Source organism: Mesorhizobium sp. P2_D6 (assembly GCF_056404315.1).
In genome coordinates, this window is record NZ_JBFUEG010000001.1 from 25,907 (window position 1) to 46,795 (window position 20,889).

At 63.0% G+C, this 20,889-nt stretch carries 17 protein-coding genes; 7 read left to right on the plus strand and 10 right to left on the minus strand.

Annotated features, from left to right (window positions below):
• Positions 1-67: 67 nt before the first annotated feature.
• On the minus strand, positions 68-1,357 hold the full coding sequence (locus tag AC1D1L_RS00110) for an RsmB/NOP family class I SAM-dependent RNA methyltransferase (protein ID WP_477337820.1): 1,290 nt from the start codon (positions 1,355-1,357) through the stop codon (positions 68-70).
• Between the two features lie 314 nt (positions 1,358-1,671).
• Here AC1D1L_RS00110 and AC1D1L_RS00115 point away from each other — a divergent pair, with 314 nt between their 5' ends.
• A complete protein-coding gene (locus AC1D1L_RS00115) occupies positions 1,672-2,349 on the plus strand; it encodes an MIP family channel protein (RefSeq protein WP_477337822.1) in 678 nt (225 codons plus the stop codon).
• Positions 2,350-2,414: 65 nt separating this feature from the next.
• On the opposite strand, the gene katG is transcribed toward AC1D1L_RS00115, so the two are convergent.
• Positions 2,415-4,610: a catalase/peroxidase HPI gene (katG, locus tag AC1D1L_RS00120; protein WP_477337824.1), complete on the minus strand. Its 2,196-nt coding sequence runs from the start codon at positions 4,608-4,610 to the stop codon at positions 2,415-2,417.
• Between the two features lie 140 nt (positions 4,611-4,750).
• Here katG and AC1D1L_RS00125 point away from each other — a divergent pair, with 140 nt between their 5' ends.
• Positions 4,751-5,659, plus strand: coding sequence for a hydrogen peroxide-inducible genes activator (locus AC1D1L_RS00125; RefSeq protein ID WP_477337826.1), 909 nt, complete (start codon positions 4,751-4,753; stop codon positions 5,657-5,659).
• Between the two features lie 218 nt (positions 5,660-5,877).
• Here AC1D1L_RS00125 and AC1D1L_RS00130 read toward each other — a convergent pair whose 3' ends face one another.
• From AC1D1L_RS00130 to AC1D1L_RS00140, 3 genes are all read right to left on the minus strand, one after another.
• Positions 5,878-6,141: a hypothetical protein gene (locus AC1D1L_RS00130; RefSeq protein ID WP_477337828.1), complete on the minus strand. Its 264-nt coding sequence runs from the start codon at positions 6,139-6,141 to the stop codon at positions 5,878-5,880.
• A gap of 154 nt (positions 6,142-6,295) precedes the next feature.
• Positions 6,296-7,453 carry a calcium:cation antiporter gene (locus tag AC1D1L_RS00135; RefSeq protein ID WP_477337830.1) on the minus strand — a complete coding sequence of 386 codons (1,158 nt, stop codon included), beginning with the start codon at positions 7,451-7,453 and terminating at the stop codon, positions 6,296-6,298.
• Positions 7,454-7,601: 148 nt separating this feature from the next.
• Positions 7,602-7,823, minus strand: a complete 222-nt coding sequence (locus AC1D1L_RS00140) for a cysteine rich repeat-containing protein (protein ID WP_142870218.1) — start codon at positions 7,821-7,823, stop codon at positions 7,602-7,604.
• An 80-nt stretch (positions 7,824-7,903) separates the two neighbouring features.
• On the opposite strand from AC1D1L_RS00140, the gene AC1D1L_RS00145 reads away from it, so the two are divergent.
• The 3 genes from AC1D1L_RS00145 (at position 7,904) to AC1D1L_RS00155 (ending at position 12,789) form a co-directional block, all read left to right on the plus strand.
• Positions 7,904-9,073: an efflux RND transporter periplasmic adaptor subunit gene (locus tag AC1D1L_RS00145; protein WP_477337832.1), complete on the plus strand. Its 1,170-nt coding sequence runs from the start codon at positions 7,904-7,906 to the stop codon at positions 9,071-9,073.
• Positions 9,070-12,219 carry an efflux RND transporter permease subunit gene (locus AC1D1L_RS00150; RefSeq protein ID WP_477337834.1) on the plus strand — a complete coding sequence of 1,050 codons (3,150 nt, stop codon included), beginning with the start codon at positions 9,070-9,072 and terminating at the stop codon, positions 12,217-12,219. The genes AC1D1L_RS00145 and AC1D1L_RS00150 overlap by 4 nt, the downstream gene beginning before the upstream one ends.
• Before the next feature lie 168 nt (positions 12,220-12,387).
• Positions 12,388-12,789, plus strand: coding sequence for a DUF992 domain-containing protein (locus AC1D1L_RS00155; RefSeq protein WP_477337836.1), 402 nt, complete (start codon positions 12,388-12,390; stop codon positions 12,787-12,789).
• Between the two features lie 86 nt (positions 12,790-12,875).
• On the opposite strand, the gene AC1D1L_RS00160 is transcribed toward AC1D1L_RS00155, so the two are convergent.
• The 4 genes from AC1D1L_RS00160 to hisS all read right to left on the minus strand — a co-directional run bounded on the left by AC1D1L_RS00160 (position 12,876) and on the right by hisS (position 18,415).
• Positions 12,876-14,636, minus strand: a complete 1,761-nt coding sequence (locus AC1D1L_RS00160) for an AMP-binding protein (protein ID WP_477337838.1) — start codon at positions 14,634-14,636, stop codon at positions 12,876-12,878.
• A 221-nt stretch (positions 14,637-14,857) separates the two neighbouring features.
• Complete coding sequence (hisG, locus tag AC1D1L_RS00165; protein ID WP_477337840.1) at positions 14,858-15,559, minus strand: ATP phosphoribosyltransferase; 702 nt, start codon at positions 15,557-15,559, stop codon at positions 14,858-14,860.
• Complete coding sequence (locus AC1D1L_RS00170) at positions 15,556-16,674, minus strand: ATP phosphoribosyltransferase regulatory subunit (RefSeq protein WP_477337842.1); 1,119 nt, start codon at positions 16,672-16,674, stop codon at positions 15,556-15,558. Before AC1D1L_RS00170 ends, hisG begins: the two co-directional genes overlap by 4 nt.
• Positions 16,675-16,846: 172 nt before the next feature.
• On the minus strand, positions 16,847-18,415 hold the full coding sequence (hisS, locus tag AC1D1L_RS00175) for a histidine--tRNA ligase (RefSeq protein WP_477337844.1): 1,569 nt from the start codon (positions 18,413-18,415) through the stop codon (positions 16,847-16,849).
• A 353-nt stretch (positions 18,416-18,768) separates the two neighbouring features.
• Between hisS and AC1D1L_RS00180 the strand changes: the two genes are divergently transcribed.
• Positions 18,769-19,011: a hypothetical protein gene (locus AC1D1L_RS00180; protein ID WP_192248110.1), complete on the plus strand. Its 243-nt coding sequence runs from the start codon at positions 18,769-18,771 to the stop codon at positions 19,009-19,011.
• A gap of 120 nt (positions 19,012-19,131) precedes the next feature.
• Here AC1D1L_RS00180 and AC1D1L_RS00185 read toward each other — a convergent pair whose 3' ends face one another.
• Entirely contained in the window at positions 19,132-19,770 is a 639-nt protein-coding gene (locus AC1D1L_RS00185) for a DNA-3-methyladenine glycosylase I (RefSeq protein ID WP_477337847.1), read from the minus strand.
• Positions 19,771-19,982: 212 nt separating this feature from the next.
• Between AC1D1L_RS00185 and AC1D1L_RS00190 the strand changes: the two genes are divergently transcribed.
• On the plus strand, positions 19,983-20,726 hold the full coding sequence (locus AC1D1L_RS00190; RefSeq protein WP_477337849.1) for a L,D-transpeptidase: 744 nt from the start codon (positions 19,983-19,985) through the stop codon (positions 20,724-20,726).
• Positions 20,727-20,889: the final 163 nt, after the last annotated feature.

Consider the following 20,889-nt stretch of genomic DNA (forward strand, 5'->3'; position numbering starts at 1 on the left):
GCAGCAAAGCGCCGCCTGCCATCAAGGGGACGAGAGCCGGCTGAAGACTGCCGATTTGCGGCAAGGCTCAGGCCGCCCGGCGCAGCGCGCAGAAATAGAACCCGTCAGTGCCGCTCAGCGCCGGCGACAGGGAGATGTCGCTTGTCTTGCCGATCCGCGCGGCCGCCGCATGGCCGGGGAAGCTGATGTCCCAGAGCGCGCGATGATCTACCGGGGCAAAGCCCTTGTGCCGCTCGCGGAAGGCGGCGATCTGCTCGCCATTCTCGTCGTCGAACACCGAACAGGTGATGTAGACCAAGAGGCCACCAGTTTTGACATAGGTTTTAGCGGCATCGAGGATCGCCGACTGTTCGTTCTTGCGGGCATCGAGCTGTCTCTGTGTCAGCCGCCATTTGGCATCGGGACGGCGCCGCCAGGTACCGCTGCCGGTGCAGGGCGCATCGACGAGCACGATGTCCATATGGCCCGTGAGGGGGCTAAGTTCTGCCGGCTTGGTGACCACCTGCACGTTGCGGTTTTCCGAACGGCGGATGCGGTCGAAGATCGGCGCCAGCCGCGCCTTTTCGGTGTCGTGGGCGAAAACCTGGCCTTTGTTGGCCATCGCCGCCGACAGGGCCAGCGTCTTGCCGCCGGCGCCGGCGCAGAAGTCGAGCACCTGCATGCCGGCTTGCGCCCCGGCCAGCGCCGCAACGATCTGCGAACCCTCGTCCTGGACCTCGAACCAGCCTTTCTGGAAGGCGGGCTCAGCCTGCACATTGGGATGCCGGCCATCGCCGTCGATGGGCGGAATGCGGATGCCTTGCAGCGCGATAGCGGCCGGTTTGGCGCCGGTGTCGGCGAGTTCTGCCAACACTTTGGCACGGTCGGATTGCAGCGTGTTTACCCTTATATCGAGCGGCGGGCGAGTGGCCAGAGCTGCGCCCTCCTCGACCCAGCCTGCGCCAAAGGCTCGCTCGAACAGCGGCGCGCACCAGTCGGGCACGTCTGCCCGCACCGCCTCCGGCGCGTCTTCAGGCCGGCGTTCGGCCAGCGCCTGCAACTCGGCGGCACTGAGCAGCGGCGGCGCGAACTTGTCGCCGTCGAGCGCATCGTTGAGCGTTTGCGCCGTCTGGCTCCATTCGATCAGCAGCGCGCCGAAGCCGATGGCGCGCGGTGTTTCTTCACCGAGCAGCCAGCCGGCAGAGCGCTTATGGCGCAGCGCATCGTAGACAATGTTGCCGATCGCCGCGCGGTCGCCGCCGCCGGCAAAGCGATGCGACAGACCCCAATCCTTCAGCGCATCGGCCACCGGCCGGTGGCGCCGGCCAATGTCTTCCAGCACTTCAATGGCTGCCGCCAGCCGTCCACCCAGTCGCATCCATCATTCCATTCAATCAAGCTTCCCGGCTTGCTCTTAGAGCCTTTCACGTCGAGATTGAACCCCGCTCGCATTCGCGGCAACGAGACTACCCCGATCGCGGTCGGCGAATTTCCCGGCCGGCAAATGTGCGCCCGCCGGCGACAACAAATCCCAAATAGATGCAGGGTCTCTAATGTTGGAAACTAGCCGCCGCAAGCATAACCTGTGGCGCAACTGCTCTGCTTTCCAAGCTTTTACGTTGGGAATACTCTCTGCACCATGATTCGCGGCGCAGAAAACGCGAACCCGCGGATCGATACGAGGAGAGGGCAATGAAAACGTATCTTGCGGAAGTTCTAGGGACATTTTTGTTGGTGTTCATCGGCACGGCGTCGGTGGCGACGGGCGGCTTTCTGGCCGACCTGCCGCTCGGCCAGGAAGCCATCGGCCTGGCGTTCGGCATCGGCCTGATTGCGGCTGCCTATGCGGTCGGCCCGATTTCCGGCGCGCATCTCAATCCAGCCGTCACACTCGGTGTCTTCCTTGCCGGCCGGCTGTCGGCCAAGGATGTGATCCCCTATTGGATCGCGCAGGTCATCGGCGCCATCCTGGCCTCGCTGGCGCTGTGGATCATCGTTTCCGGCCAGACCGGCGGACACACCACCGGCTTCGGCGCCAATGGCTGGGACGTGGCGAAATGGGGGATGAGCTCGGCCTTCCTGTGGGAGCTGATCGGCACCTTCACCTTTGTCACCGTCATCCTCGGCGTCACCGCGGAAAAGCACTCGACGGCGTTCGCCGGGCTGGTCATTGGCCTGACCCTGGCAGGGCTGCACTTCGCCATGATCCCGGTGACCGGCACCTCGGTCAATCCGGCACGTTCGATCGGCCCGGCGCTGTTTACCGGCGGCGCCGCACTCAGCCAGCTCTGGCTGTTCATCGTCGCGCCGCTGATCGGCGGCGCCATTGCCGGTGTCGTCGCCAAGGCGCGCATCTTCGAAAAGGACTGATTTTCGAAAGCAGAAACAAAAAGGCGCGGGCCTCGGCCCGCGCCTTTTTGTTGGGAGGGCTGCGATCAGCCGACGATGTCGAAGCGGTCGGCGTTCATCACCTTGGTCCAAGCCTTGACGAAATCGCCGACGAATTTCGGCCCGGCATCAGCCGACCCGTAGACCTCGGCCAGCGCGCGCAACTGCGCATGCGAGCCGAAGATCAGGTCGGCGCGGGTAGCCGTCCATTTGACTGCCTTGGTCTTGCGATCGCGCGCTTTGTAGACCTCATGCGAGCCCGGTTCGGAGGCTGGATCCCAAACGGTGCTCATCGACAGCAGGTTGACGAAGAAGTCGTTCGTCAGCGTGCCCGGCCTGTCGGTGAGCACGCCATGCTTTGAGCCACCGGCATTGGCGCCAAGCACACGCAGGCCGGCGACCAGCACCGTCATCTCCGGCGCCGTCAGATTGAGCAGTTGCGCCCGGTCGACCAGCAACGCTTCGACCGACATCAGCAACTTACCACTGACATAATTGCGGAAGCCATCGACTTTCGGCTCAAGCGCGGCGAAGGAATGAATGTCGGTCTGCGCCTGCGAGGCGTCGGTGCGGCCCGGCGTGAACGGCACCTTCACCGCGTTGCCGCCATCCGTCGCGGCCTTCTCGACCGCGGCGACACCACCGAGCACAATGAGGTCGGCCAGCGACACCTTCTTGCCGCCAACGTTGAACTCCTTCTGGATGGCCTCGAGCTTCGCCAGCACCTTGGCCAGTTCGGCCGGCTGGTTGACCTCCCAGTCCTTCTGCGGTGCTAAACGAATGCGCGCGCCATTGGCGCCGCCGCGTTTGTCGGAGTTGCGGAAGGTCGAGGCCGAGGCCCAGGCGGTCGAAACCAGTTGCGAAACGGTGAGGCCCGAAGCCAGGATCTTGGCCTTCAGGGAAGCAATATCCTGGTCGCTGACCAGTTCATGGTCGACTGCCGGCACCGGATCCTGCCACATCAGCTCTTCCTTCGGCACCAACGGGCCGAGATAGCGCACGATCGGACCCATGTCGCGATGGGTGAGCTTGAACCAGGCGCGGGCGAAGGCGTCGGCGAACTGCTCGGGATGCTCATGGAAACGCCGCGAGATCTTCTCATAGGCCGGGTCGACACGCAGTGCGAGGTCGGTGGTGAGCATCGCCGGTGCATGGCGCTTTCCCGGATTGTGCGCGTCCGGCACCGTAACCGCGCCGGAGCCGCCTTTCGGCGTCCACTGATGGGCGCCGGCGGGGCTCTTGGTCAGTTCCCATTCGAAGTTGAACAGATTGTCGAAGAAGTTGTTGCTCCACTTGGTCGGCGTCGTCGTCCAGGTGACTTCGAGGCCTGACGTGATCGCATCGCCGGCAATGCCGGTGGCATGCTTGCTCGACCAGCCGAGGCCCTGCGCCTCGATGCCGGCGCCTTCCGGTTCGGCGCCAACAAGGGCTGCATCACCGGCGCCGTGGGTCTTGCCGAAGGTGTGGCCGCCGGCGATCAGTGCCACGGTCTCTTCGTCGTTCATCGCCATGCGCCCGAAGGTCTCACGGATGTCGCGCGCCGAGGCCAGCGGATCGGGCTTGCCGTTCGGGCCTTCCGGATTGACGTAGATCAGGCCCATCTGCACGGCGCCGAGATGGCCGTGCAGCTCACGGTCGCCGGAATAGCGCTTGTCGTCGAGCCACTTGGTTTCCGAACCCCAGTTGACGTCCTGCTCGGGCTCCCAGACATCGGCACGGCCGCCGGCAAAACCAAAAGTCCTGAAGCCCATCGATTCCAGCGCGACGTTGCCGGTGAGGATCAACAGGTCGGCCCAGGAAATCTTGCGGCCGTATTTCTGCTTGATCGGCCACAGAAGCCGGCGCGCCTTGTCGAGATTGGCGTTGTCCGGCCAGCTGTTCAGCGGCGCGAAACGCTGCTGGCCGGCGCCGGCGCCACCGCGGCCGTCGCCGATGCGATAGGTGCCGGCGCTGTGCCAGGCCATGCGAATGAACAGCGGCCCGTAATGGCCGAAGTCGGCCGGCCACCAATCCTGCGAATCCGTCATCACCTTGTGCAGGTCCTTGATCACCGCATCGAGGTCGAGGCTCTTGAACTCCTCGGCATAGTCGAACGCCTCGCCCATCGGGTCCGAAAGGTTCGACTGCTGGTGGAGAACGCTGATGTCGAGCTGGTTCGGCCACCAGTCACGATTGGTCCTGCCGGACGTTCCATGCGCGACCGGGCATTTGCCGGCGCTGTTGTCGTCGGTGTTCGCGTCCATCTTAGCCTCCGAATTGCTGATTTTCTGTGTTGGTTTTCCGGGCCGGCCGGGAGCCGCGCCACTCTGGAATGGTTCCAGACTAGGCCGTCTCCTCGATAAAAACAAATTGCCTTTCCTGTTTGTTGCGATAGGTTTTTCTTATGATTGGTCTCACCGTCCGGCAGATGCAATATTTCGAGGCTTTGGCGCAAACGCTGCATTTCGGCCGCGCCGCAAAACTGGCTGGCGTCAGCCAGCCGGCGCTGTCCGCGCAGATCGCCGAGATGGAGCAAAGGCTGAACTGCCGGCTGTTCGAGCGCGGCGGCAAGACGGTGCGGATGACGGAAGAGGCGCAAGCGCTGCTGCCACGCATCGAGCGCATCCTTCGCGATATCAGCGAGGTCGAGACGACGGCGCGGCGCGGCCGCCCGGCGATGGAAGGGCGCTTCCGGCTCGGCATCATCCCGACGGTGGCGCCCTATCTGCTGCCGCATGTGCTGCCGGAGTTGAAGCGGCACTTTCCGTCCCTGCAGCTCGAACTGCGCGAAGCAGTCACCGCATCGCTGGTCGAGGACACGGCAACGGGACGGCTCGACGCCTTCATCGCCGCCCTGCCGCTCGACCAGCCGGGCCTGGTCACCGAAGAACTGTTCGCCGATCGCTTCTTCCTCGCCGTGCCGGCCGGCGACCCCGCCTTCGCCTCGCCGCCGGTGCCGCCGGAAAGCCCGGCGCTGGAGCGGCTGATGCTTTTGGAGGAAGGCCACTGCCTGCGCGAACAGGCCCTCGCCCTGTGCGGCAGCGTGCGGCCGGTGGCGATGGCAAGCTACGGCGCGACCAGCCTGACGACGCTGCTGCAGATGGTGGCGCATGGGCTCGGCGTCACGCTGATCCCGGAAATGGCGGCAGGTCCAGCCGGCGCCATCCAGGATTTGAAGATCGTCCCGTTCCAGGAACCGATGCCGCAACGCACGATCTGCCTGGCGTGGCGCCGCAGCAAGGTGCGGCATGACGAGTGCGTGGAACTGGCGAAGATCATTCGCGGGCTGGATGCGGCGGTGCTGGGGGTTTGATGCGCGTTGGAGGCGACTCTATTCTTCACTGATAGGCCGGTCACATGTTGTCCTTGACGACCTTCTGACATTGCGGCGTCTGGTCGTTCAGATGATCGTTCAGGCGCTTGATCATACGCCCGCCGCCTTGTTCCATGGCTTTGCAGAATTCTCGTAGTCAGCCTGGCAGGCCTCGTAGGGCCGTAACAGGCTTTATGCCTCACACCATACTGTCCCGACTATTTGATGTAGACGAGCACGTACCTGTTTTTGTAGGGCTGGTAGTATTTCGTGCCGCACTTCCAGACCACGATCCCACCGCTATAAGTGGTCTTCACGCAGCCCGTTGGAAGTGTCGTAATGTAGATGGTGGTCTTCTGGATGAAGACCGTCTTTGCTTCCGCTGATGCGATTAAACCGAATCCAGAGGCGCCTGCCATCGACGAAATCGTGAGCAAAGCTCCAATGGCAAATATGCGCGCAAACAAACCGCGTCTGACCATAGGTTTCCCCTCTCCTTAACCTGCAGCCTCTCTAATATAGCATCAGCGAGCGAAAGCCTCAACAGATCGATTGATTCCGTTCCATTGAGGCGCGGCCAGATCATCGATGCAGCCCCGGCATAGCCCGACCCTGCATCAGTGGCCGGCAACAATTTCATGGCACAAAGATCAGAAACACATACGTAAAAAACACCACGATATGGACCATGCCGGTCAGGAACGTGGTTCTTTCGGTACTGAAGCTTACGGCGCATGTGAAAAGCGCCAGGACCAAGAGGACCGCGTCAGCCGCCGGCAGCCCCAGGGTCAAACCCCTCCCCGTTAGCAGGCTGGCGGCTGCTACTCCCGGTATCGTCAGGCCGATCGTGGCGCAGGCTGAACCCATCGCGACATTCAAGCCGCGCTGCAACTCATTGTTGAGCGAAGCGCGAATTGCCGAAATGGCCTCCGGCATCAACACCAGCCCTGCGATCATTGCTCCGACAATGCTGTCGGCCTGGGTCACCTGGTAGGCAACGAGCGTATCTTCAACGCTTGCGGCGACCTGCTCGGCAAGCATAACAATTCCGATCAGCCCGGCCACCAGCAGCACAGCGCTGACAAAGATGTTCTCGTCAGATGCCATTCGCACCGAAACGTGGTGCTCTTGTCCCTCGACAAAGTCTTCCCGGTGCCGGACAGTCTGCGCGAACACGAAGCTTGCATAGAGCAGTACTGAAAGGGAACTGACGAAACCAAGTTGAGCTGCCGAGAACGTGCCGGGACCCGTGGTCTGGGTGTAGGTCGGCAGAATAAGCGTCATCACGGTCAGCGCGGTCAGCACCGCCAGATAGGCACTGGTCCCTTGCCGGACGATTGCCTGCTTGCGATGAAGCCAGCCGCCAAGCGTGAGGCATATGCCGACGACGCCGGTTGAAGTGATCATCACCGTCGAGAAAACGGACTCGCGCGCCAGCGTCGGATTGTTTTCTCCGTGCAACATCATAGAAACGATGATCGACACTTCGATCGCCGTCACCGCAAAAGTCAGCACCAAGGTTCCATAGGGCTCCCCCACGCGCCGGGCGACTGCCTCGGCATGGTCGAGCACCACGAAAATGGTGGTGAACATGATCGCGCTCGACAGCGCGCCAACGAGGATTCTGAGGTTCAGCGATCCTTGGTCGACCGAAAGGCCGCTGGCCCTCACCGCGAGAGCCATTGCCAAGGCACCCAAAGGCATCACCCAAGACACCACCGATCGCCCGAAACCGCCCGATGGGGCCTTGGATGTTGCAACCTTGGGCGTTTGCGTAGGCCTGTCTTCAAGCATCCAGCCAACATTCCACGAGACCAGCGGGCCTTGCCGGCCAGCGTTCGCTGATCCCGCTCAGTCGTCGGATAGGCCGAGCCCTAGAGCACTCTATCCCAATTCCGGAGGCAAAATCACCGCGCACTTTTGCTGGAATTGCCTTGGTGCCCTATTGGGGCGTGTTCTCCTTGACGACCTTCTGGCATTGCGGCGTCAGGTCACTCAGATGATCGTTCAGGCACTTGATGATGCGGCCTCCGCCCTGCTCCACCCCCTTGCAGAATTTCTCGTAGTCAGACTGGCAGGCTTCGCGCTCGGCCGCAGTCTGTGCAAATGCGGCATTGGCCGTCACCTGAGTTGCCAGAAAAAGCACGCTTAACGCAATCCGCATGACAAACTCCCCAAAAAAAGCTAGGTTCACGCAATTTCACAGCAATATGATATATATACTGAAGTATTCAGAGGGGCAAAATGGTTTTCTCATGGAGGAGAGCGGCGCCGACGGCTGGTTCATTCGCATTTGCAGCAATTTTATTGTGCGCCTGCAGCAATGAAAACAGTTACGCGCCGCCCCCGCCACCCAAGATAGATGTAGCGCTTCCGGTCAAGCAGACAGTAACCCCCTATCTCGAGGCCACAGGCAGCGCCGCGGCGGTGAATACGACGCCGCTGGTTGCGCGCGTCTCCGGCTTCATCCAGGAAATCGACTATAAGGACGGAGATGAGGTCAAGGCTGGTACCCGGCTGTTCCTGATCGAACAGGATGCCTATAAATTGGCACTCGAACAGGCCCAGGCCGGGCAAGGTTCGGCCGACGCCTCCGCCAAGCAGTCCGGAGCCGACCTCAAGCGGCAGCAGGAGCTGCTATCACAGAAGATCATCTCGCAATCGACCCTCGATCAGTCCGCCGCCGCGGCGGATGTCGACGCCGCCAAGCAGAAGCAGAGCGCCGTCGACGTCGAGCAAGCCCAGCTCAATTTGAGCTACACCGAGGTCAAGGCGCCGTTTGCCGGCATCGTCGGCGCCCGCCAGGTGTCAATCGGGCAACTGGTTGGCGCCGGCAGCGCGACGACGCTGGCGACCATCGTTCAGCTCGCACCCATCTATGTCAACTTCAACATCTCGGAGCAGGACGTGCTGCGCATTCGCGCCGCCATGGCCAAACGGGGCCTGACCGGCCAGGACCTCAAGAAGATACCGGCCGAAGTCGGCCTGCAGAACGAGACAGGCTATCCGCACAAGGGAATGCTGGACTACGCCTCCCCTGAGGTTACGGCCACCACCGGCACACTCGCGGTGCGCGCCGTGCTGCCCAACGACGATCGGGCATTGCTTCCGGGTTACTTCGTGCGCGTGCGCGTGCCGCTGGGAGAGGAACCAGACATGCTGTTGGTTCCCGACCGAGCGATCGGAAGCGACCAGAGGGGTCGCTACCTGCTCGTTGCAGGAAAGGACGACGTCGTCGAGGAGCGTCCGGTCGAGATCGGCCAACTTGTCGGTGCCTTACGCGTGATCAGCAAGGGGATCACCGCGGAAGACCGCGTCCTAGTCTCCGGCTTGCTGACGGCCGTGCCCGGCCAGAAGATCGAGCCGCAGGTGAAAACGCTGGAAGCGGCTGCGGCCGACGGCGCTGCCCAATGATCTCCAAATTCTTCATCGAGCGGCCTGTCCTGGCCAATGCAATCGCCGTCCTCATGGTCGTCATCGGCCTGGTCTCGCTCTTCGGCCTGCCGGTGGCGCAATATCCCGACGTGGTGCCGCCGACCGTTTCGGTGACCACCCGCTATCCTGGCGCCAGCGCGCGCTCGGTTATCGACACGGTGGCGCTGCCGATCGAGCAGCAGGTCAACGGCGTCGAGGGCATGCTCTACATGCAGTCCTTCTCCGCGTCGGATGGCAGCTACAATCTGACCGTCACTTTCCAGATCGGCACGGATCTCGACCAGGCGCAGGTGCGTGTCCAGAACCGGGTGTCCACTGCGCTCGCATCGCTGCCGCAGGCAGTGCAGCTGCAGGGCGTCAACGTCCAGAAGAAATCGACCTCCATTCTCGAGATCGTCACGCTGACGTCGCCGGACAAACAATACGACAGCCTTTATCTCGCCAACTACGCAACCATCCGGCTGAAGGACGAGCTCTCCCGGATACCAGGTGTCGGCAACGTGAACGTGTTCGGCGCCGGGCAATATTCGATGCGCGTCTGGCTCGACCCGCAGAAGATGCAGGTGCGCGGCCTTACCACCCAGGACGTCGTCCAGGCCCTGCAGCAGCAAAGCGAGCAGGTCACCGCGGGCCAGGTTGGCGCGCCGCCGGCGCCCGACGGACAGTCCTTCCAATATACGATCGAAGTGTCCAGCCGCCTTGACGACCCCGATCAGTTCGGCGCGGTGATCGTTAAGACCGGCGCCAGCGGCGACCTGACCCGCGTGCGCGACGTCGGGCGGGTCGAGCTCGGCGCCCAGACCTATGGGCAATTCTTCAATCTCGATGGCCATCAGGCGGCTGGCCTGGCCATCTTCCTGTCGCCGGGCGCCAACGCGCTCAACGTGGCCGGCAAAGTCGAGGCCAGGATGAAGGACCTGTCTGGCGAGTTCCCGCAAGGCCTTGCTTACTCGATCCCGTTCAACACCACGATCTTCGTCAGCCAAGCGATCGACGAAGTCTACAAGACGCTGCTTGAAGCCGCGGTGCTGGTGCTGATCGTGATCCTGCTTTTCCTACAGGACTGGCGGGCGATGCTGGTGCCGGCAACGACCGTGCCGGTGACCATCATCGGGGCCTTCGCGGCGATGCTCGCGCTTGGCTTTACCGTCAACCTGTCGACCCTGTTCGCCATCGTGCTTGCCATCGGTATCGTCGTCGATGACGCCATCGTTGTGGTCGAGGGGGCCGCGCACAACATGGAGCGCGGCATGTCCGGCCATGATGCGGCGGTCGCGGCCATGAATGCGCTGTTCGGGCCGATCATCGGCATCACGCTTGTGTTGATGGCGGTGTTCCTGCCGGCTGCGTTCCTTCCCGGCCTGACAGGGCAGATGTATGCGCAATTCGCATTGGTGATCGCGGCAACGGCCTTGATCAGCGCCGTCAACGCGGCAACGCTGAAGCCCACGCAGTGCGCGACCTGGCTGAGGCAGCCGGTGCCGCTGGACAAGCGAAACGCCTTCTTCCGCGGCTTCAATGCCGTCTATCAGCGCGCGGAAAACGGCTACGCCCGGCTGATCGGATCCATGGTGCGCCACAGCACGGTGATGGGCATAATCGCGTTGCTCATCATTGGCGCGGCGGGCTACGGCATGTCGCGCGTAGCCACCGGTTTCATTCCGATCGAGGACCAAGGCTATCTGCTCGCTTCGGTGCAACTGCCTGACGGCGCGTCCCTCGGCCGTACGCAGGAGACGCTGCAGCAGATTTCGAAGATCGCCAAAGCAACGCCGGGCGTAGACCAGGTGGTGACGATCGCCGGCTTGTCGGCCCTCGACAACAACTCGACTTTAGCAAATGCCGGCGTTGCCTACATCATCCTCAAGGACTGGAGCGTGCGGGGCAAGGGTGAGGATCTCGCCTCGCTTTATGCGACACTGAACAAGAACCTGTCAGACACGGCGGACGGCAATGTCCTGGTGCTGCCACCGCCGCCGATCCAGGGCATCGGCAACGCCGCCGGCTTCACCATGCAGGTCGAGTTGCGTGACGGCAGTTTCGACCTTGCGAAATTGCAGGGCGCGACCAGCGCGCTGACCAGGGCAGCAGCGACGCAGTCCGGCATCCAGCGCGTATCGGCAACGTTCCGATCCAACGTCCCGCAATACCAGGTCGAATTCGACCGTGAAAAGGTACAGATGCTCGGGCTGACCACCGACCAGGTGTTTCAGACGCTCGCCGGCTATCTAGGCTCCACCTATGTCAGCCAATTCAACAAGTTCGGGCGGGTCTTCCAGATCTATGTGCAGGGCGATTCTCAGTTCCGACTGTCGCCCGAGGACATCGGCCGCTTGACGGTGCGCAACCAGAACGGCGATATGATCCCGCTTGGCACGGTGCTGACGGTCACGCCAAGCGTCGGCCCCTCGCTGATCAGCCTCTATAACCTCTATCCCTCCGCATCGATCCTTGGCGTGCAGGCGCAGGGTTTCTCATCAGGTGATGCGATCAAGCTGATGGAAGCGGCCGCGGCCGACACGCTGCCGCCCGGGACCGGCTACGACTGGACTGCACTCTCCTTCCAGGAAAAGCTCGTCGGCAGCCAGATCTACCTGGTGTTCGGCATGGCACTGCTGTTGGTCTATCTGGTGCTGGCGGGCCAGTATGGGAGCTGGCTGGCGCCGATCTCGATATTGCTCGCCGCGCCGCTTTCGCTGGTCGGCCCGGTGCTGGTCCTCACCGGGCTCGGTATCGATAACAACCTCTATGTCCAGATCGGCCTGATCCTGCTGATTGCGCTGTCGGCCAAGAACGCCATTCTGATCGTCGAGGTCGCGCGCGAATTGCGCGCCGCCGGCAGACCGATCATCGAGGCGGCGATCGAGGCCGCGCGCGCGCGCTTCCGCCCCATCTTGATGACGTCCTTCGCCTTCATCCTCGGCGTCGCGCCGCTGGTGCTGGCGACAGGCGCCGGAGCCAGTGCGCGCAAATCGATCGGCATCACGGTCTTCTCCGGCATGATCGCCTCCACCTGCCTTGCTGTTCTCTTCGTGCCTGCCTTCTTCGTGATCTTACAGCGGTTTGAGGAATGGCGCGCCGAGCGCAAAGGGAAGCGGGAGGTCACGTCCACGCTTGCCGGCTAAGGCACGGCAAGAGAGCCGCGTCCAACGACTACCAAGGAGATTTGCCTGCTATCGGACGCATCGCAACTTAGCCAAGGAAAATCGGACATGCTTTTCCACTCCCTCATCCGCCTCTTCGCTCTTGCGGGCGCTTCATTTCTGCTTGTCCCGACGGCGCCAGCCTGGGCGGTGAACGCCCAGATCGGTATCCTGAAATGCGACACCTCGACTGGCATCGGCGAAATCATTACGCGCAAACAGACAATGACCTGCGTATTTACCAAGAATGACGGCACGAAGGAAAATTACACCGGCTCCATCAACGAATTCGGCATTGAACTTGGCGACGTGAAGGAGGGCCATCTCATATGGGCCGTCGTGAGCGGTTCGGCTGCAAAGGACAATGGCCTGCTAACCGGAAAATATGATGGCGTCGATGCGGAAGCGGCCGCGGGCCTTGGAGTTGGCGCCGATGTCTTGCTTGGCGGAACTGAGAAAGCCTTTGCACTTCAACCACTCGCAGTCGAGGACGAAACTGGCATCAACATCGCGGCGGGGGTCGAGCAGATCGAACTCACTGCCGCAAATTAGTGGCCGCGTCCATACGAGACTACCCTGCCAAACCTGTACGGTAAGGCAAGATGCCTACCGGCGCGAGCTGCGGCTAAGTAACCGCTTTACGCCGTCTTCTGCACCACCAACCCCAACTCCTCCACCATCGCCTCGCGCATCAGAAACTTCTGCGGCTTGCCGGTCACCGTCATCGGCAATTCGGTGCGGAAGCGGATGTAGCGGGGGATCTTGTAGTGGGCGATCTGGCCGGCGCAGAAGTTCTTGATCTCCTGCTCGGTGGCGATCTGGCCCGGTTTCAGCACGATCCAGGCGCACAGCTCCTCGCCATATTTGGCGTCGGGAATGCCGAACACCTGCACCTCCTTGACCTTGGGATGGCGGTAGAGGAATTCCTCGACCTCTCTGGGATAGACGTTCTCACCGCCGCGGATGACCATGTCCTTGACCCGGCCGACTATGTTGCAATAGCCCTCTGCGTCGATGGTGGCGAGATCGCCGGTGTGCATCCAGCCATCGCTGTCGATCGCCTCGGCGGTCTTTTCCGCGTCGTCCCAATACCCCTTCATCACGGAATAGCCGCGGGTGCAGAGCTCGCCCGGCGCGCCGACGGCGACGGTGGCCCCCTCGGCGTCGATGGCCTTGACCTCGACATGCGGATGGATGCGGCCGACGGTGGAGACTCGTTTCTCCAGCGGGTCGTCGACGCTGCTCTGGAACGAGACGGGACTTGTCTCGGTCATGCCATAGGCGATGGTCACCTCTTCCATATGCATCAGCGAGACCACTTTCTTCATCACCTCGATCGGGCATGGCGAACCCGCCATGATGCCGGTGCGCAGGCTGGAGAGGTCGAAGCTGGCGAAGTCGGCGTGGTCGAGCATGGCGACGAACATGGTCGGCACGCCGTAGAGGCCGGTGCAGCGTTCCTGCGCCACCGCCTTCAGCGTTGCGCCGGCGTCAAAGCCCTCGCCGGGGAAGACCATGGTCGCGCCTTTGGTGACACAGCCCATCGTGCCCATCGACATGCCGAAGCAGTGGTAGAGTGGAACCGGAATGCAGAGCCGGTCGTCGACAGTGAGCTTGATGGCAGCGGTGACGAAATTGCCGTTGTTGACGATGTTGGTGTGGGTCAGCGTGGCGCCCTTGGGCGCGCCTGTCGTGCCGGAGGTGAACTGGATGTTGATGGCCTCGCCGGGCTTCAGCCCTTCGGAGATGCGGTCGAGGCTGTCATGCTCGTCGCGGCCGGCCATCGACAACACATCGGCGAAATTGAACATGCCGGGCGAATTGTCGTCGCCCATGCGGATGACGATCTTCAGCGTCGGCAGTTTCTGCGCCTGGAGCTTGCCGGGAGTGGCCTTGGCGAGCTCCGGCGCCAGCGTCTCAATCATGCCGAGATAGTCGGAGGTCTTGAAACTGGCCGCCGTCACCAGCGCCTTGCAGCCGACCTTGTTGAGGGCATATTCGAGCTCGGTCAGCCGGTAGGCCGGGTTGATGTTGACCAGGATCAGGCCGATGCGGGCGGTGGCGAACTGCGTCACCAGCCATTCCCAGCGGTTGGGCGACCAGATGCCGACGCGGTCGCCCTTTTCGAGGCCAAGCGCCAAGAAGCCGGCGGCGAGCGTGTCGACGGTGTCCGACAGTTCGCTCCAGGTGAAGCGCTTGTCCTGGCCGACGAAGACGGCAGCATCCTGCGTGGCGTATTTGCTGACCGTGTCGGAAAACAGCTCGGGGATTGTCTTGTTGAGCAGCGGCACCGAACGATCGCCCGAAACATGCGCCCGGCCATCGAGCGGAGCGATGAACGTCCTGCCGCGCTCGCGCAGATTGGTGGCGTTGTTGAGTTCGTCGAGATTGATCGCCATCGCCGTCTCCTCCCGGGATAGGCCGAACCTATCAGCCTGATGGGGCGGTGGAAATCCCGTCGATGGTACCCCTCTCCCCCTCGAGGGGAGGGTGCCGAGCGAAGCGAGGCGGGTGGGGTCACCTCAACTGCCTCGACCTCTATCTGGCTTTGACCAGAGATGGAGCACTGCCGTAGCGACCCCACCCGTCCAGCCGCCTTCGGCGGCTGTCCACCCTCGCCTCAAGAGGGAGGGAGGGCGCTCATCTTCGCGGCGATATCGCGCAACAGCGCCTCATCGGGCGCAGCACGCACCTTTTTCGAGGCCGCGAGGCAGGCCTGCGACTTCAGCACAACACCATCCGCCAGCACCTTGAGATGGTTGGCGCGCAAGGTCGAGCCGGTGGTGGTGATGTCGACGATGACGTCGGCAAGGCCTGCCGCCGGCGCGCCTTCGGTGGCGCCGAGGCTTTCGACGATGCGGTAGACCTGGATGCCGTGCTTTTGCGAGAAGAATTGTTGCGTCAGCCGCCAGTATTTGGTGGCGATCCTCAGCCGCCGGCCATGGCGCTGGCGAAAATCGGCGGCGACATCGTCGAGGTCGGCCATGGTGTCGACGTCGAGCCAAATGCCGGGCACGGCGACGACCACATCGGCCTGGCCGAAACCGAGGCGAGCGACGATCTCGGCGCGCGCTTCCCAGTCGGCAAGGTTTTCGCGCAGCAGATCTTCGCCGGTGATGCCTAGATCGACCGAGCCTTGGCCGATCTCGCCGGCAATTTCCGATGCCGACAGGAACGCCACCTCGATGCCTTCAGCGCCATCGATGCGGGCGCGGTACTGGCGCTCGTCGCCGGGCAGGCTGACGGCAAGGCCGGCCTTGGCCAACACCTCCAGCGCCTGCTCCTTGAGCCGGCCTTTCGACGGGATTGCCAGCGTGATCATTGCGGCTCTCCCCGCAGCGCTTCGATGCGGTCGAGCCAGACGGAGAAGCCGACGCCGGGGATCGGCATTTTCGCGCCAAGCAGTGTCAGCAGCCGGTCGTAACGGCCGCCGCCGGCCAACGGCCGCTCGCCACCTTCAGCCGCGATCTCGAAGACGATGCCGGTGTAATAATCCAACGGACGGCCGAAAGCGGCGTCATAGCGGATTGTTTGCATCGGCAGGCCGTGCGCCTCGATCGCCTTGGCGCGGGCGGCAAATTTTTCGAGTGCCGCGCCCAGCGAAAGCCCGGCAGAGGCGGCGAAGCTTTCGAGCGCAGCACTCGCGCCGTCGAGCGGCACGTCGATGGCGAGAAAATCCTTCAGTGCCGCGAAGGCTTCGTTCGACAGCCGTACGCTGCGCAGTTCGGCCTTCTCGATCAGCCGCCGGGCAATATCGGCGGGCGCGCGTCCGCCTGACGCCAAAAGGCCCGCCTCTTCCATGCCACCAGCAATGTGGGCAGACAGCGCTTCGAGATCGCCGTCGAGCACAAGGGCCGCGACATCGCCGTCAAGCTGGCCGTTGCGCGGCGGGTTGGCGAGGTCGGCGAGAGCCGCCTGCAGCATCGGCGCGGAGCCGAAGGCGCGCGCCAACCGCATGCGCCAGCCGCGCGGCAGGCCGAGCGCCGCCAGCACCGCCTCGAAGATGGTCTGGTCGCCGAGCATGATCGCCAGGGGTTGGCCCGGCAGCACCAGCTGCAGCAGCGCGTGCGCATCGGCCAGCGAACGGGCGTCGGCCTCAGCCGTATCGCGGTCGCCGAGATCCTCGATGCCGGCCTGGAAAAACTCATTGCCGCCCTCGCGGCGCTGGCGAAACACTTCGCCGAGGTAGGAATAGCGGCGCGGCGTGCCGGCCTGGCTGGCTATGTGGTCGAGGCAGACGGGAATGGTGAATTCAGGCCGCAGGCACAGCGTCTTGCCGGTCTCGCTTTCGGTGAGAAAGATGCGGCGGCGCAGATCCTCGCCGGCCATGTCGAGGAACGGATCGGCCGGCTGCAACACGGCCACTTCCACCGCATGGGTGTTGCGGGTGGCGAAGAGGTTGGTGATTTCGGTTGCGATGGTGGGGCGGGAGGTCATGGGCAGCGCGAGGCACCCCCCTCTGGCCTGCCGGCCATCTCCCCCTCAAGGGGGGAGATCAGCAGCTTGACGCGCAGCGCCTCTTCTTCAACGCCGGAGATTGGCGAAAGCATGCACGACATCCAATCTCCCCCCTTGAGGGGGAGATGGCCGGCAGGCCAGAGGGGGGTGTTCAAGCGCCACCCTTCGCGCGATCGGCAGCCTGCGCCGCCAAAATCTTCTTCACTTCGGCGACCAGCTCGCCCTCCGCCACCGTCACCTGTGCAGGCCTTGCTGCCCGCCATTCGGCGTTGTCGGTAATCTCGGCCGACATGCGGGCGCCTTCTATCAGGTCTTTGATCTGCAGCTCGCCCTTGGCGCGCTCGTCGCCGCCCTGGATGATTGCGACTGGGCTGCCACGGCGGTCGGAATATTTCAGCTGCGCCTTCATGCCGGCGCCGCCGAGATACATTTCGGAGCGGATGCCGGCAGCGCGCAGTTGCGCAACCATCTTCTGGTAGCGGCCGAGGCTTTCGGTATCCTTGTCCATCACCAGCACGACGACCGGCGCGATGACATCGGTGGTGTCCAGCTTGCCGAGGTTCTTCAGCGCCGTCATCAGGCGGGAGACGCCGATGGAAAAGCCGGTCGCCGGCACTGGCTCGCCACGGAAGCGCGAGACAAGGCCATCGTAGCGCCCACCGCCGCCGACCGAGCCGAAGCGCACGATCTGGCCGTCCTCATTGGGGATCTCGGCCAGAAGCTCGGCCTCGAAGACGGGGCCGGTGTAATATTCGAGGCCACGCACCACCGAGGGATCTATCAGAATGCGATCCATTCCATAGCCCGCACTTCTAGCCAGACTCCGTATTTCCTCAAGCTGCTGATGTCCTTCAACGCAAAGGTCAGAGTTGTAGAACGTGCTGCCCTCTTTCAGAAGGAAATAGCTTTGATCAATTTCGTTGTTAAACAGATCACCCGCGCCGGCGGCTTTGCGCATTGCATCGGCTGACTTGTTTGCCTGTTCGATAAACTCCATGAGCTGATCTACCTGAGCATCAATCAGCCCTGCACCTTTTGTAAAATCTCCGCTTTCGTCCTTGCGTCCTGCCCCGAGAAGTAGGCGCACCCCTTCGACACCCAGCTTGTCCAGCTTGTCGATGGCGCGCAGCACCGTCAGCCGGCGGCCGGCATTCTCATCGCCGCCAAGGCCGATCGCTTCCAGCACGCCATCGAGCACCTTGCGGTTGTTGACGCGGATGACGTAGTCGCCGCGCTTGATGCCCAGCGCCTCCATCACATCGGCCATCATCATCGCCATCTCGGCGTCGGCGGCGACGCCCGGCGTGCCGATGGTGTCGGCGTCGAACTGCATGAACTGGCGGAAGCGGCCGGGGCCGGGCTTTTCGTTGCGGAACACCCAGCCGGAGCGATAGCTGCGATAGGGTTTTGGCAGCCGCTCAAAATTCTCGGCGACAAAACGCGCCGTCGGCGCGGTCAAATCATAGCGCAGCGACAACCACTGCTCGTCATCGTCCTGGAAGGAGAACACGCCTTCGTTCGGCCGGTCCTGGTCGGGCAGGAATTTGCCGAGCGCATCGGTGTATTCGATCAGCGGCTGGTCGGCCGGCTCGAAACCATAGAGCTCATAGACCGAACGGATCGTCGCCATCATCTTCTCGACGGCGCGGATATCGTCGGCGCTGCGGTCGGCAAAGCCGCGCGGCAGCCGCGCTTTCGTCTTTTCCGATTTGTCGGCCATGGGATGGGTCTTTTCCGGTCAGCAGTGACTTAGTTCAAGCGCGCGTTTCCTAAACGATGCGACTGGGTGCGGCAAGGGTTAGCTCCCCTGCCTTCTCCCCTTGCGGGAGAAGGTGGATCGGCGCGCAGCGCCGAGACGTATGAGGGGTGTGCGAAGGATCACCGTCGGTGCCAAGCTGGAGCACCCCTCATCCGACCGAGCTTCGCCCGGCCACCTTGTCCCACAGGGGGGAGAAGGGAAGAGCGCCCAGGTCCGAAACAAAACGCACCAAAAGGAAACAATTCCGCCATCGGCGCGGCATCGTGCCGACACAATCGGAGCCGATAAGCGCGCCGAAACAAGGGGTTGGGGCCATGACTGCGGCACAGAAATTCGATATCAGAGACGACGGCTTGCATGAAGTCCGGCTGCGGCCGGCCGAGAGCCGTGCGCCGGTGACGGCGAGCCTCGGTCCGTTTGAGGTCACTGCCGACGAGCGCAAGGGCTCGACGATGCGCGAGGCGCTGATGACCGGGCTGCTGGTGATCTATCCGGCCTTTGCAGCGCTGGCGGCGATTGTTGCGGGGTTGTTTTTGACGGGCGCGAGTGGGGTGTGAGCTTACCCTCCCCCATGTGGGGAGGGTCGACGCGTAGCGTCGGGGTGGGGGGCAGCGCCAAGGGACCCCCACCCGCGCCTTCGGCGCGACCTCCCCACAAGGGGGAGGTAGGGGACAGCGCTACTTCGGCCGTTTGAACGCCTTCCTGTCCTTCTCGACCTCCTTGCGGCAAACACACCCTTCGAGATGGTCGTTGACCAGGCCCATTGCCTGCATGAAGGCGTAGACCGTCGTCGGGCCGACAAAGCTCCAGCCGCGCTTTTTCAGCTCTTTCGAGATCCTGATCGAGACCGCCGTCGTCGGATTGGCGCGCAGATGGGCGAGGTCGACGATTTCGGGTCGCTCCTCCTTGCCCGGCTCGAATTTCCAGAACCAGGCGGCGAGCGAGCCGAACTCATCGACCATTTCGCGCGCGCGTTTGGCATTGTTGATGGTCGAAACGATCTTGCCACGGTGGCGGATGATGCCGGCATTGCCAAGCAGGCGCTCGACATCCGTGTCGGTGAAGGCGGCGACCTTGTCGAAGTCGAAGCCGGCAAAAGCCTCACGAAAGTTCTCGCGCTTGCGCAAAATGGTCAGCCAGGACAGGCCGGACTGAAAGCCTTCGAGGCAGATCTTTTCGAACAGCCTGCGGTCGTCAACCACCGGCCGGCCCCATTCATGGTCGTGATAGTGCAGATAGTCCGGCAGGTTGCCGTGCCAGAAGCAGCGGGTGCCCCCGTCGGGGCCGGCGAGCAGACCGGTGTTGTCTTGTGCCATAACAAAAAGATCCGTTCGTTAGTGCGTTTTGTCCTGCATTTACCGGGGCTTTACCAGATTCCTGAACGCCGCGGTAACCACACCAAAAGGTTTACTGACAGAACGGCATTTTACGCATTCCGATTCATGTTTCGGTTGTGGCTTGGCGCCAAGGATCGCGCAACCGGGGGCAAGTTCCGCCTCCGTCCGTTCGACGATCAAGGTGCGTTCCGATGAAGATCTTTTTGCGTTCCGTGCTCGGCGCCGCAGCCATCCTGGCCGCCGGCGTCACCTCGTCTGCCGCCAACGACCGCTATGCCGACAGGCCGCCGGTGATGGTGAGCCCCGACCTTTCGGCACCCTGGGTGCTGCAGCTTGGCCGCGCGCCCGGCATCGTGCGCCAGAGCCGCCAGGTGATCCAGCAGTCGCGCGTTCGCTATGCACAGCCGGCGCAGCCCGACCGGGTGCGTACCGCTTCGGTGCAGGCTCCGGCCAACCGCATGGTGATGCGGCCGCAGATCAACCCGCTGTATCTGCCACAGGAAGTCGCCTATGACGGCCCGCAGAAGCCGGGCACGATCGTCATCGATACGACGCAGAATTTCCTGTTCCTGGTCGAGAAGAACGGCAAGGCGCGGCGCTACGGTGTCGGCACCGGCAAACCGGGCTTCGAATGGTCGGGCACCCACAAGATCACCAACAAGCGCGTCTGGCCCGACTGGCGCCCGCCGGCGGAGATGATCAAGCGCGAGGCCGCCAAGGGTCGCTATCTGCCGACCTATCTGGCCGGCGGCGAAGAGAACCCGCTCGGCGCCCGCGCGCTCTATCTCGGCACGACGGAATACCGCATTCACGGCACCAACCAACCCTGGACGATCGGCGGCGCGGTGTCGTCCGGCTGCATCCGCATGCGCAACGAGGACGTGGTTGACCTTTACGAGAGGGTCAATGTTGGAACGACCGTTGTCGTGATATAGTTGGCTACCGAATCAGCTGTCCGGAAGGCTAGGCCTTCAGGGATCGCAAAGGGTCTACGGGGGACGGGCCGTGTGGGGATGCGGCCAGTCAGGAAAGGGCAGCACGGGAAACCGCGCTGCCCTTTCTCTTTGAGGTAGGACCGGCTGCGCCTGGGCCAAGCTG

Coding starts and splice junctions, on each gene's coding strand:
- AC1D1L_RS00110 (WP_477337820.1), bottom strand. CDS start 1,357: ATGCGACTGGGTGGACGGCTGGCGGCAGCCATTGAAGTGCTGGAAGAC.
- AC1D1L_RS00115 (WP_477337822.1), top strand. CDS start 1,672: ATGAAAACGTATCTTGCGGAAGTTCTAGGGACATTTTTGTTGGTGTTC.
- katG (WP_477337824.1), bottom strand. CDS start 4,610: ATGGACGCGAACACCGACGACAACAGCGCCGGCAAATGCCCGGTCGCG.
- AC1D1L_RS00125 (WP_477337826.1), top strand. CDS start 4,751: ATGATTGGTCTCACCGTCCGGCAGATGCAATATTTCGAGGCTTTGGCG.
- AC1D1L_RS00130 (WP_477337828.1), bottom strand. CDS start 6,141: ATGGTCAGACGCGGTTTGTTTGCGCGCATATTTGCCATTGGAGCTTTG.
- AC1D1L_RS00135 (WP_477337830.1), bottom strand. CDS start 7,453: ATGCTTGAAGACAGGCCTACGCAAACGCCCAAGGTTGCAACATCCAAG.
- AC1D1L_RS00140 (WP_142870218.1), bottom strand. CDS start 7,823: ATGCGGATTGCGTTAAGCGTGCTTTTTCTGGCAACTCAGGTGACGGCC.
- AC1D1L_RS00145 (WP_477337832.1), top strand. CDS start 7,904: ATGGTTTTCTCATGGAGGAGAGCGGCGCCGACGGCTGGTTCATTCGCA.
- AC1D1L_RS00150 (WP_477337834.1), top strand. CDS start 9,070: ATGATCTCCAAATTCTTCATCGAGCGGCCTGTCCTGGCCAATGCAATC.
- AC1D1L_RS00160 (WP_477337838.1), bottom strand. CDS start 14,636: ATGGCGATCAATCTCGACGAACTCAACAACGCCACCAATCTGCGCGAG.
- hisG (WP_477337840.1), bottom strand. CDS start 15,559: ATGATCACGCTGGCAATCCCGTCGAAAGGCCGGCTCAAGGAGCAGGCG.
- AC1D1L_RS00170 (WP_477337842.1), bottom strand. CDS start 16,674: ATGACCTCCCGCCCCACCATCGCAACCGAAATCACCAACCTCTTCGCC.
- hisS (WP_477337844.1), bottom strand. CDS start 18,415: ATGGCCGACAAATCGGAAAAGACGAAAGCGCGGCTGCCGCGCGGCTTT.
- AC1D1L_RS00180 (WP_192248110.1), top strand. CDS start 18,769: ATGACTGCGGCACAGAAATTCGATATCAGAGACGACGGCTTGCATGAA.
- AC1D1L_RS00185 (WP_477337847.1), bottom strand. CDS start 19,770: ATGGCACAAGACAACACCGGTCTGCTCGCCGGCCCCGACGGGGGCACC.
- AC1D1L_RS00190 (WP_477337849.1), top strand. CDS start 19,983: ATGAAGATCTTTTTGCGTTCCGTGCTCGGCGCCGCAGCCATCCTGGCC.